Source organism: Dankookia rubra (assembly GCF_004355005.1).
GTDB lineage: Bacteria > Pseudomonadota > Alphaproteobacteria > Acetobacterales > Acetobacteraceae > Paracraurococcus > Paracraurococcus ruber_A.
Map to the genome: position 1 here is coordinate 1 of NZ_SMSJ01000131.1, position 11,306 is coordinate 11,306.

An 11,306-nucleotide genomic window follows, 5' to 3' on the forward strand; every position below is an offset into this window, starting at 1 on the left:
CGGGCACATGCGCAGGCTATCGAAGCTGCCCGACCGCGTTCGCAGCTTCTTCGGGCACAAGACTTTTCGCTACGCCGCCTGATTCAAGATCGCCCAGGCCGGATCAATAACAGGGTGTGAACGCGCGGCGGCGCTCGAACAGGCCATAGCGAGGCGGCTGGACCTCGTGCGATTCGCTCCTACCGACACCGGGCTGGACCGCCCGATCTGGATTGGTCGAAGCGTAGAGGCCGTCGTGCTGCCACGCCATCCAGGCGACCCAGCGATCATTGACCGGAATTGTGTAGTCGTCGGCCTCGATCAGGACACCGGGTACCGCGATGCCGACCGCTGGTTGGAGGTCAACGCGTACATGCTCCGGAAGCTGTCCACGGGGATGATCGACGAGCAGGATTTTCTGATGCTGTCCAGGCGGCTGCGGGGATCGGGTTCGACAGCGCGCTGACCAAACGTCCCTCCGAGCGTGGCGACCGCGGCCTGCTAGAACTTGGCCGGGCCATCACACCGACTACGAGCAGACCAGCAGCACGGACGCCGTTTCGGCGGTCGGGTCGTAGACGGCGGACATGATCGCGGTGTCGGCGCCATCGAAGGCGTCCGATACGGTGGTGGCAAGTTGATCTAGCTCGCGGAGTCGCCATCCCGGCGGCAACACGGCGTTGATCAGCAGGCGCCGCACAGAAGATGGTCGTACCCCCACCTTATAGGCGGCAGCGAGAGCGGATCGGCCGAAGGCTTCTACTTCTTGCCCCCGCTCGGCGACAGCATGGACGGCTACACCTCGGCCGGGGCCGCCGATCGCCGACCAGATGTCTGACGCATCCACCCCCACGATTCCTCGACAGGCAACGGAGGAGAGCAGGGTCGCGGCGGCTGCGGCCAAGGTTGGGGCGATGCCCCCAAGCCGATCACGTACCGGCAGCAGAAGGTGCGCAGGATGGTCTCGCCCGTGCGCTGTCTGGGTCGAGGCAATCATGGGCGCGGCCGACGGCCCGGCCTCGATCACGATCGCCACGTGGCCGTGCCGGGCGAGTTCGCAGGCGATGGCCTCGGCCCTGGACAGCGCTTCCCGGTCGGCGCCGTCGCAGCATAGGACGCTGAACGACCACTCGGACGCGAGGACGGTATCCGCGGCGTCGGAACCGGACTGCATGCCACCAAGGGCGGCCAGCCACTCGGGGTCCTCGTGGTTGCAAAAGGAACAGCACGCCGCTGCGGCGGCTTCCGCGGCAGCCGCTCCCGCGGCACCGAAGCCGAATACGGCATGGGCACTACCCGGGAAGCCCGTCGGAAGGCACGAGGCGTGCATTGAGGCGGCAGCCGCCGGGGCCAAGGGCACGTGGCCCATGCCGACGAGCGCGGGTAAGGAAGCCAACAGGGCTCGACGGGCTATGTGTGGCCGCATGCACCCGGAGGTAGGTTCCGGGTCGGGCGTGGACTTCGCAACACCGAGGGGTGGCGCGCCACAGCGTATGCGGGGTCGCGGGCGCGACGCTTTCCTAACTGTCAGCATTCCTCGTCCTCCTCCTCGGCGGGCATCCGGTGGAACTCTCGGTTCAACTCAGCCATCCCGCGCGAGGCCGGGACGCGCATCCTGGCGAACGACCCCCACCAGAAGCTCGGCTCCTTGGGGAGACGTGGTGGCCTCGGTCTGCGTGGCAGGGCTAACTTGGCCAGCATCCATTGCAGGTGTTCGTCCTGGCGTTCGCGGTGCTTGCTCCGAAAGGGCTCGGGCGGTAGGCGGTGACGGAGCGGCCTCCGGAAGAAGCGGCCGTTCAGCAGGTCCCAGGAGGCGCGCATGCGCGCGGCCTTGAGCCGCCGACGGAAGGGGGACTCGGGCGGTGGGATGGCGAAGTCATCGACGGAGCCGTCGGCATGCTGCACCCGCAGTATGTGGCGGTCGTCCCGACTCTGCGGCGGAGGCGCTTCCGGACCGTCATCCCTTGTATGGCGGCGCTTCCGCCGCACCTCCTCGTCGAGCACCGCCCGTGCAGGCGGCGTGAGACGGTCTCCGGTCATCGCATTCGGTGGCTCCGGTCGTGGATGGCGTCCAGCAGGTCGAGGCTTTCAACGGCCTCCATCCGCTGGTCGAGTAGAGCGGCCACGCGTTCGGCTGGATCGCCGTTCACGAGCCGTATGAGCGCGCGCTCGCGCGGCACTTCGTTTCGGCTTCCATCCATGCATCCGTGATACTCGGATTCGGGTTTGTGACAATGAAATCGCCGACACGGCTGCGTTAGCGCGCCACCACGACGGATGCACGGAAGGTGATATCTGACACTCGCGGCCAGTCGAGGACACTCAAGACCGAGGCGCGTTACTGGCCAACCAGCGCCCGGCCACCTCACCACCTTGTTGCGAACTCGGCCGCGAAATCCAGGGCATGGTGGCCACGGAACCGCCTCTCGACCGTCTTACGCTTCCCGTAAACGTTCATGCGTGGAGGTCGCATTGATGACGACCGACGCCACGCCGCTAGATCGCCGACGCTTCCTCGCCCTCGCGGGTCTGACCGCTGCAAGTGCCGTCATTCCCGCGCCTGCCTTGGCGCTGGAACTCGCCGACCCGCAGAAGCTCGTCATCGACAACCGGGAGCCGGGTGTGCGCATCATCGGCTCACGCGGCGAGTTCATCGCCGCCCGCGGCGCCTACTACGCGCCTCCGGTGCCCTTCCGGCAACTGCCGCCCCACCTCGTCAACGCTCTCGTCGCCAGCGAGGACCGACGCTTCCGCGAGCACTTCGGCATCGACCCCCAGGCACTCGGCAGGGCTTTGCTCTCAACGCTGACCGGCCGGACCCAGGGCGGCAGCACCCTGACCCAGCAGACCCTCAAGGAAGTCTACTTCAAGCGCGCCAACGTGCTGGTGCGCAAAGCGCTGGCCGAACCGGTGCTCGCACCACTCCTCGAACTCAATCTCGGCAAAGAGGACATCCTTTTCGTCTACCTCAACCGGGTCTACTTTGGCGGCGGCGCTTACGGGATCGAGGCCGCGGCCCGGGTCTACTTCGCCAAGCCCGCGCGTGACCTCGACCTGCTCGAATCTGCCGTCCTCGTCTCGCTGCTGCCTGCACCAAACCGGCTCAACCCGCACCGCAACCCCGACCTCGCGCGGGAACGCGCGTACCGGGTCATCGGGCAGATGGTGGAGCAGGGGCTTCTCACCCGCACCGAGGCCGACGTGGCGAAAGGACAGCGGCTCGCCGTTGCGCCATCTCGCTCGGCCTGGGGCGGCTTTCATCCCGGGGGCACGCAAGTCGGGTGGTTCGCCCGATGGGCCGAGGTAGAGGCCGAGGAGGCATCCGGGGAGCACTCCGGCATTCGCACCATCCAGACCACGCTCGACTCGCGCATCCAAAAGGCCGCCGAGAAGCACCTGGGCGGTGCCTTGGATCGCTACGGAGAGCCACGCGGCATCGAGGAGGGGGCGGTGGTGGTGATGCGCCCGGACGGGGCGGTGGTTGCCATGCTGGGCGGGCGGGACTACCGGGCGAAGGAGTGGAACCACGTCACCCAGGCGCGGCGGCAGCCCGGCTCGGTAGCCAAGTTGTTCGTCTACCTCGCCACCCTCGAACGGGGCCTGAGACCGGACGGTAGGGTGAGCGACGACCGGCTCAGCATCGGCGAGCGGCCAATCCGGAACTTCGACGATCGCTTCCTTGGCAAGATCACGCTGCGGGCGGCGCTCGCACGGTCGTCGAACACTGCGGCCGTACGGCTGGCCTCCGGCAATCAGGGCGGGGTGCGGGATATTGCCCGTCGGCTCGGCATTACGGCCGACCTCTCCGGGGAGGCTGGCGACCTCGCGCTCGGTACCTACGAAGCAACGCTGCTCAGCTTCACCGCGGCCTACGCAGCCCTGGCCAACCAGGGCGTGCCGGTCATGCCATATGCCGTTCAGGAGGTCCGCGGCAACGAGGGCCAGCGCCTCTACACCCGGACGGAGCGTCAGCGCGAGGCGGTCATTCGGTCACAGCACGTCCAGCAGATGCGGCGAATGCTGGCGGGGGTGGTGAAGGGCGGAACCGGACGGGCGGCAAACCCGGGTCGCTGGGCCGCTGGCAAAACAGGCACCACGAGCGGCCATCGGGATGCATGGTTCGTTGGCTTCACGGAGCGCTACGTCGCCGGGGTCTGGCTCGGTAATACCTCTGCGGCCACATCGATGAACGACGTGACCGGGGGCGGGCTACCGGCGCAGATATGGCGGGCAGTGATGGTGGACGCGAGCAAGGCATAGACCGCCTGACTCGTGTGTTGGCGCGGCACGTGACAGCGGCACCTTCCGCCCCGAGGTGCCGGAGGGCGTCGAGGGCCGGGGTGTGAACGTGGAACAGGGATGGAGCGGATCAGGGGCGCCGCGGACTGAACCGGGCCGCCGCATTCACGGTCGAGGCCGTCAGGGGTGCTTTCAGGTCGGGCGGTTGCTCATCCGAGCGTGGGTCCGGCCAAGCGGGACGCGCGCGCTCCTGCGCACGACTTGCCAGTTCTTGTCCGCGACGGTGCCGGGCGAGCGGCGCGAGCACGGCCAGCCGTTCCTTCTGGTCGAGGGCACGCCAGTCATTGTAGATGTGGGACTCGGCCCCCGAACGACTTGGCCGACGACGGCATCCAGGGCGAGCCGGAGGCGAGCCAGTCGTTGTAGTTGTGAGGACTTGTCCGGGGCGGGCTGGTGCCAGTCCTTGTAGTTGAATATGGCCGTAAATCAAGGGCTTAGCCGCGCCTGAGCCAGTCATTGTAGGTGTGGCCAGTTATTGTAGGTATCTATAGATAGAAGATGGACAACTACAATAACTGGACACAAGAGGCAGAATCGCCTATAAGGAGATTGGATTCGGCGTTGATGCACGTATTACTCGCATCGGATTGCGCCGCGAGCCAGTGTTTCATTTCAGGGTAGCATTCAAATGACAGATTCAGAAAGGAATGGCGGCGAGACGCCGCGCATCCGCTTGCAGCACTGCGAGGGGACGGTCCCCTTCCTCCGCGGCACCGATCTCGACGCTATGACGACCGAGGCCATGCTGGAACAGTCCATGCGGGCCGACGCGCAGCGGAAGGGTGTGCCGCGCAAGCACTACGACCCCAACTGGCAGCCCAAGCACGAGAAGGGCCAGCCGCTCGATAAGGACACCGAAGAATACCGCGTCGCCTCTGAGGCGGCGGTGAAGGGCCTGCCGATGGTCAACAGCCTGACTTGGGTGGAGGTGCAGTGCTTTGACAACGGCCCCAGCACGGGCAAGCACGCGCATACCCAGTTCGTCTTGAAGCTCACGGGCACGACGGCAGCAGCCGGTGCCCTCATGACCGAGGACAAGCGCAGCCTCTCGACGACGCGCTACTGCTACCTCAGCACACCCAAGAACTTCGTGCGCAACCTCAAGCGCAAGAAGGCCCAGCACGCCCTCAGTGCTGAGGAGTGGACGCTGGTCACCGCCATGATGGAGGAGATCGAGGACCGGCCCGATGCCCTCATCGGCGCCCTGTCGTGCAAATTTCACGGGGAGGGCACGGTCCGCAGCATCGGACAGTTCGCCTCCGTGACGTGGAAGGACGGCTTCCCGGTCATGACCCTCTACCAGTACTTCCACTGGACTGGGGAGATGGACGGCATCCGCCTCGAACTCGGCACCCCGCCCAACATCAAGGCGGACCGCAAGCCCACCGCATGCAAGTGGTACGGGAAGAAGTATAGCGAGGACTTCAAGAGGCTCCTCGACGCCGACCCGCAGCAGGCCCTCCGCGAGAAAATGGCCAAGTGGAGGAAGGCGGCATGAGCGACAGCACCGACAAGGCGGCGGAGGACACCCCTCCGCAGGGCCTCCCCGCGTGCGTCAGGGCCATCATCGCGCCGTGGTGGGAGCGGAGGGCTAGGAGTATCGCCGCGGCCCTTGAGGCGGCCGGGGAGGGCGAGGCTGTCGAGTTCGAGGGCCGCCGCCATACCGTGGAGGAGCTTGTCGCCGCGGCCGAGCGGGCTGTCGAGATGGCCGACCGGCTCTCCGAGACGAGCGCATAACTTGTCTGCGCGACGTGGCGTGGGAGACCATCTCCCGCGCCCTCGCGGTCAGCAGTCAGCCAGTCGTCCCATCGTCTGACGACACCCGCACGTCGCTCGCCTCCCATTCACTGAAATTCGTGCGACGCGAGGGTGCTGTCGGTTGAGTTGGATGCCGTCCTCCGGACACGGCCCCATGATGTTGCATAGCGGAAGGCTGCGTACGGATTGGCACAGGAGACAACACGCAGATAGGGTGCATCGCATCCAAGCTCGTCCGTGAGGCGAAGTGATCGGCGGCGAGAAATACCAAGGGGAGGGAGACACCATGGTTCCGCCAGCAACCATCCGCAAAGCGGCGCTGTGCGTTACCGCTTTTCTCAGTCTCGGCGTGGCTACCACGCGTGCCCAAACAAAACCTGACATCCCGGTCGGCACGGACTCTCCTGTGATTGGCACGTGGGAGTTGGTCTCGCTGACGTGGAGCACCCCGGACGGCCGCGCGGTTCAGCCTTGGGGTGATGCGACCGGGAGGATCACTTATGACTCGAATGGAAACGTCGTCGCCTTGCTCATGCATGAGCGCCGCAACGAGTCGCAGAGCGGCAGCCGCGCCGCACCAGAGACACTCTCCCAGTATTCCGCCTATTTTGGCACCTATCGCGTGGACGCTGCGAACGGGATCGTCATCCATCAAGTCACAGGATCGCTTAACGGCGAGAACGCGTCCGGAGAACTCCGGCGCACTTACAGTTTCGAGGACGGCAGGTTGGTCCTCGGCTTCACCACGATCCGGGACAGCGTGCCGATAACAAGGCGTCTCGTGTGGAAGCGGATATCCTCCCCGCCTGCAAAGTAGGCCGTGACCCACAAGGGTTCTGGTTAGAGGGGCTTGGTACAACGCCCGCCACCTCTGGCTTGGCGGGCACGCCGGAGGTGTGCTGAGCAGCGGGTAGCAAAGCGTGGCCGTCCGGAGATCGTGCCAGGGCGCCCTGGCCACAGCAGACGCCCGGGGGGCGCGGTCGGCACCCGGCCGGAAACTCGACTTGGCCCGCAGCAATTTATGCTGAGTTCCTGCACGGGCTTTTCGCCTGAGCGCTGTCTGACAACATGGCAGCAGGAACTCAGGTTACGAAATCGCCCAACAGACGGTTCACCCGCTCCGCCTCCTCGTGCTGCACCCAATGCGTCGCGGCCGGGATGTGAAATACCTCGCCGCGGTCGCACAGCGACAGGCCCGCCTCGGCGAGACCCGCGTCGAGGGCTGAGTCCCGGTCCCCCCAGATGACCCGCACCGGCACGCGGATACGTCCGGGCCGGAGGGACCCCGCGGACATCGGCAGCGCACGGTACCAGTTCAGCATCGCGGTCAGCGCGCCGGGTTGTGCCCAGGCGGCGCGGTAGCGCGCGAACTCCTCCTCGGAAAAGGTCCCGGGCCGCGCGGTCACCGCCATGGCGCCGCGCAGCGCGGCGAAGTCGGCCGTGCGCAGCATCCGCTCGGGCAGCAGAGGAATCTGGAAGAACCCCACGTACCAACTCCGGAACGCCTGGAAGGGGTTCCGCAAGGTATGCGCCCGCATGGTCGCCGGGTGCGGCCCGTTCAGCACCACCGCCCGCTCAACCCGCTCAGGGTTCCTTGCAGCGAGATGCCACGCCAGGACGGCGCCCCAGTCGTGCCCCACCACTGCGAAACGTTTTCGGCCGAGCGCGTCAGCCAGCCCGAGCACGTCGTCGGCGAGCATGTCGATGCCATACGACTGAACGCCCCCGGGCTTGTCGGAAAGGTTGTAGCCCCGCTGGTCGGGAGCAACGACGCGTAGCCCGGCCGCGGCGAGTGGCCCAATCTGCCGCCGCCAGCCCCACCAGAATTCTGGGAAGCCGTGGAGTAGTACGACGAGTGGACCATCGCGCGGTCCAGCGGCGACAGTGTGCAACTCGACATCATTGGTCCTCAGTCGCAGGAACTCGCTTTCCGGCACCGCATCCTTCTCGGCCATCGCCGCGCTCTCATACGTGGGTCTGCGGCCGCATCGCCCATCCCGCCACGTGGTTCCGGGCGAGGGGGCGCTGCCTCCTTCGAACACCCTCCGACTTCTCGTAGGCCACCACCGTCCGAAGCCCAGCCCTAGACCGTGCGTTAGCTCCTGATGTCGAGGATCACCATCACCGCTTTTGCCATCCTGCTAGCCGGGCCAGCGTCGGCACAGACGGCCCAGACCCTCCCGCCGATCGCCGGGCCACCACGCGGCGCATCGCGTGCCGTCCCCCCCGAGCCGTCTCCGACTGAGCCCTACAGGCCCGACTACCGGGGCCAGCTTCCTCCGCCAGTCCCCCTCCCGCAGGAGACGTATCGACGACAGGCCATTCCTATGCCTCCCGGGCCGAGCGCGCAGGAGTTGCACGCCAGGGATGAGCCGGTGCGTCTCCGGTGGCGTACCGCGATTGAGGCCGAGTTCGCCGAATGGTGGGGCCGCTACCAGTGCTTCCCCCATCCACGCCGACAGGACGCATGGTTGGAGATGCTTGGCGATCGGCTGGGCGCGCGAACTGACCAGCAGATGCACGTCCTCTACGGGCTGGTGATGGAGAGGGTCGAACTGTATGGCGCCCCGCGGACCCAGTACGGCGGCCTACTAGGTGACGCCGAGGAGTGGGTGAACGGGCTCATGAGGTGGCGGGCGTCCGACGATCCGTTCTGCCCACCCAGCTAGTGGCACAAGCCCCCCGGGAACGACGCCTTACAATACGCCGGGCAGGGCTACGAGGAGGACTGAGGCAGCCAACGCCGTCGTACTTCGGTCTCGCCGTCGAACCATGCCTCGAAAATCGGTGCGGCCAACGTCGCGCGTACATGCAGGGTTGTAAGGCCCGTGTTCTGAAAGCTGTGTTTGCGTCCGGCTGGCACAACCATAGACTGACCAGCGCTGAGCGTCGCTCGCTCCGCGTCGAGCCGGACTTCTGCCTCTCCGTCCAGAACCGTCAGCACTTCCTCGACGGTATGGAGGTGGGTAGGGGCTCCCCTGCCGGGGTCGCAGAACTGCTCGAATACGCACAGGTGCTCCGCGCCGGTCAGGGCCGAGACGAGCATGCGTGTCATCACCCCGGTGCGCCACTCATCGAGTGGCTGGCTTGTATGGTCTATGATCTGCATTCAGTTTCCGCTCTCCGGTGTTTCGCGGTCAGGCCAAGCATGGCTTGTTGCCACGAGCACGTGTGTCCCGCGCTCATTGACCAGAGTAGACTACCCGGTTGAGGCGGATCATCCCCACCTGTCGGCAGGCGATTCTTTCTAGTGCGAGCACAATCCATTGGGTCGTCATGGCAATCCTGTGGTCGTACCGGGCGGGCGCGGTTTTCCGCCCGACAGCGACATGACCGAGCCTGAATTAGTCATGACGAGTGCCGTCCCAGGCGCGAATCACTAATTATGCTGGCCCACTCTGAAAGCGCCGGTTTCGTTAAGGTCCTTTTTTTTGCAACGAAATCCTTAGTTCGGCCATCTTCGTTCTGCTCCGACCCTATGGTGAGGCATTGCTTTGCGGATCACGCCGGACGCATGATGGTCTGCTGGGCGACGGGACCCAGACAAGGGCTTGTCCATCCAGCACCAGACTGGGAGGAAAGCTATGGCTCACGTGTCCATTGGGCTGGCCGCCTGCATGCTGCTCGTGCTGGCACCGCTCACCGCCTTCGGACAGTCGGTGCCCGATGCCCTATCGGTGGAGTGGCAAGGACAAAAGCCCTGCGAAAAGCTCTACGAGGACACCCAGATACTCGTCGGTCGCTGCACGTTCCCACCGGGAAGCAAGCACGTGAAGCACTTCCACCCGGGCTTGCTCAGCTACGTGTTGAACGGCGGCAAGGCGCAGATTGAGGATGCCAAGGGCACGCGGCAGGTTGAGCCCCGCACCGGCAGCTACACGAACAGCCCACCTGTCGCGTGGCATGAGCTTACGAACGTCGGTGACACGACGATCAGCTACCTTTTGATCGAGCGAAAGTACGAGCCGATGCCCGCTGTAGAAAAGGCTTCTACCCGGTAGATCACTGTTGCCCGGATCATACCCGCCGCCTCTCGTACCTAATCCGGGCTAGGACCGCTGATGAGGTTGATGGGCGTTGTCAGCCTGCCGCTTAGCGCTGGCTCTTTGGCGGCCACTCCGCCCTGCTACACCGTCGCCAGCACGACCGTCTCGCCCATCGTCACCTGCGGCACACGGTAGGTCATCTCGCCCAGCCGCTCGCGCATGATCCCCACCACTGCCTCATGCGAGCGCAGTGCCTCCTCGCGGGAGTCGAACAAGGTGACGGAGATGGCGCGGTCCGGGTCGGTCTCGTCCCGGAACGCGTAGAAGCCGCGGAAGCCGGGCGCGTCCGTGATGGCCGGGAGAGTATGCTGGCTCACTACGGAGTGCATGGTCTCGGTCTGCCCAGGAAGGCCGCGGTAGGTGCGGACGACAACAAAGAGTGGCTGCTGCTCATCCTTCCGCTGCTCCTGCGGGTGCGCGATGGAGTCAAACACCGTCTCCCCTGCGACAACCTCGGGCACCCCGGGCATGAGGTCGCGCATGTTGGTGTCGATCCAAGCCCGGACGTGCTGATGGGCGTCCATCGCCGTGTCCTTATCGTCGAAGATGCTGACCGAGTAGGCAGCGCCTCCCTGCTCGGTGACGAAGCCGCAGTAGCCCCTGAACCCCGGCCGCCTCTGGATCAGCGGCACGAGGTGGTCTCGCGTGCGTTGAGCAGCCTCCTCGGCGGAGCCCGGCAGCCCAGTCCTGCGAATCACGACGTACATGATCTACTCCTTCCTCCTTGGCCCACCGGACCGGAGGCGGTGGCCCCCACGTCCGCTGAGGGGATTGGCAAGAGTTCAACGCGTGATTGTGTAAGCCGTCCACTGCGGCACGAGCAGGCCGATTGACACCTCGATCAGGTACACGGTGTCGTCCGACATCGGGGACTTGATCCCCGGCGACAGGGCGGCTGTTGGTCCCGTCGGTTGTCCCAAGCAAGCCTAAACTACTCAAAGGCTTTGGCTTTCCGGCAGCAGCGTGAGGCGGTCTCTGATCATCTGTGATGTCGGAATGGGGCCAGTCGCCGATGTCGCCTGACGCAACCCGTTGCAGCATCGACGAAGCGACCAGCCGCGCATGTGCAACGGCCCAGCAGGCCGCCGCCCGAGGAGCAGCCGGGTGTCGTCGCTGAGAGCGTCGGAGAGAAAATCCCTCAGGGAGCGGCTGGGTAATCTGGCCGCGGCGGCGTGAAATAGGAGCGCTGCCGAGCCTTTCGTCACGACGGCTGACGGAAGGCCT

12 protein-coding genes are annotated in these 11,306 nt (G+C 65.7%); 6 read left to right on the forward strand and 6 right to left on the reverse strand.

The features are described from left to right. The first annotated feature begins 166 nt into the window (after window positions 1-166). The gene (locus E2C06_RS33170) at window positions 167-445 is read left to right on the forward strand and encodes a hypothetical protein (RefSeq protein ID WP_133292840.1); all 279 of its coding nucleotides are present in this window, start codon (window positions 167-169) and stop codon (window positions 443-445) included. Between the two features lie 63 nt (window positions 446-508). On the opposite strand, the gene E2C06_RS33175 is transcribed toward E2C06_RS33170, so the two are convergent. After that, entirely contained in the window at window positions 509-1,309 is an 801-nt protein-coding gene (locus tag E2C06_RS33175) for a hypothetical protein (RefSeq protein WP_133292841.1), read from the reverse strand. A 197-nt stretch (window positions 1,310-1,506) separates the two neighbouring features. After that, the gene (locus E2C06_RS33180) at window positions 1,507-2,019 is read right to left on the reverse strand and encodes a hypothetical protein (protein ID WP_133292842.1); all 513 of its coding nucleotides are present in this window, start codon (window positions 2,017-2,019) and stop codon (window positions 1,507-1,509) included. Window positions 2,020-2,454: 435 nt separating this feature from the next. On the opposite strand from E2C06_RS33180, the gene E2C06_RS33185 reads away from it, so the two are divergent. The 4 genes from E2C06_RS33185 (at window position 2,455) to E2C06_RS33200 (ending at window position 6,853) form a co-directional block, all read left to right on the forward strand. Then, window positions 2,455-4,239: a transglycosylase domain-containing protein gene (locus E2C06_RS33185; protein WP_133292843.1), complete on the forward strand. Its 1,785-nt coding sequence runs from the start codon at window positions 2,455-2,457 to the stop codon at window positions 4,237-4,239. Between the two features lie 667 nt (window positions 4,240-4,906). Further along, entirely contained in the window at window positions 4,907-5,776 is an 870-nt protein-coding gene (locus tag E2C06_RS33190; RefSeq protein WP_133292844.1) for a hypothetical protein, read from the forward strand. Further along, window positions 5,773-6,015, forward strand: coding sequence for a hypothetical protein (locus tag E2C06_RS33195; RefSeq protein WP_133292845.1), 243 nt, complete (start codon window positions 5,773-5,775; stop codon window positions 6,013-6,015). Before E2C06_RS33190 ends, E2C06_RS33195 begins: the two co-directional genes overlap by 4 nt. 268 nt (window positions 6,016-6,283) lie before the next feature. Continuing rightward, on the forward strand, window positions 6,284-6,853 hold the full coding sequence (locus tag E2C06_RS33200; protein WP_133292846.1) for a lipocalin-like domain-containing protein: 570 nt from the start codon (window positions 6,284-6,286) through the stop codon (window positions 6,851-6,853). Window positions 6,854-7,118: 265 nt separating this feature from the next. On the opposite strand, the gene E2C06_RS33205 is transcribed toward E2C06_RS33200, so the two are convergent. Both E2C06_RS33205 and E2C06_RS33210 read right to left on the reverse strand, forming a co-directional pair. Beyond that, entirely contained in the window at window positions 7,119-7,991 is an 873-nt protein-coding gene (locus E2C06_RS33205) for an alpha/beta fold hydrolase (protein WP_133292847.1), read from the reverse strand. A 761-nt stretch (window positions 7,992-8,752) separates the two neighbouring features. Then, the gene (locus E2C06_RS33210) at window positions 8,753-9,145 is read right to left on the reverse strand and encodes a cupin domain-containing protein (protein WP_133292848.1); all 393 of its coding nucleotides are present in this window, start codon (window positions 9,143-9,145) and stop codon (window positions 8,753-8,755) included. Window positions 9,146-9,653: 508 nt separating this feature from the next. On the opposite strand from E2C06_RS33210, the gene E2C06_RS33215 reads away from it, so the two are divergent. After that, window positions 9,654-10,037 carry a cupin domain-containing protein gene (locus E2C06_RS33215; protein WP_133292849.1) on the forward strand — a complete coding sequence of 128 codons (384 nt, stop codon included), beginning with the start codon at window positions 9,654-9,656 and terminating at the stop codon, window positions 10,035-10,037. Between the two features lie 125 nt (window positions 10,038-10,162). Here E2C06_RS33215 and E2C06_RS33220 read toward each other — a convergent pair whose 3' ends face one another. Both E2C06_RS33220 and E2C06_RS38975 read right to left on the reverse strand, forming a co-directional pair. Then, a complete protein-coding gene (locus tag E2C06_RS33220; RefSeq protein ID WP_133292850.1) occupies window positions 10,163-10,789 on the reverse strand; it encodes an antibiotic biosynthesis monooxygenase in 627 nt (208 codons plus the stop codon). A gap of 228 nt (window positions 10,790-11,017) precedes the next feature. Further along, window positions 11,018-11,306, reverse strand: a 289-nt coding sequence (locus tag E2C06_RS38975; RefSeq protein ID WP_206664811.1) for a hypothetical protein, incomplete at its 5' end; no start/stop codon positions are given.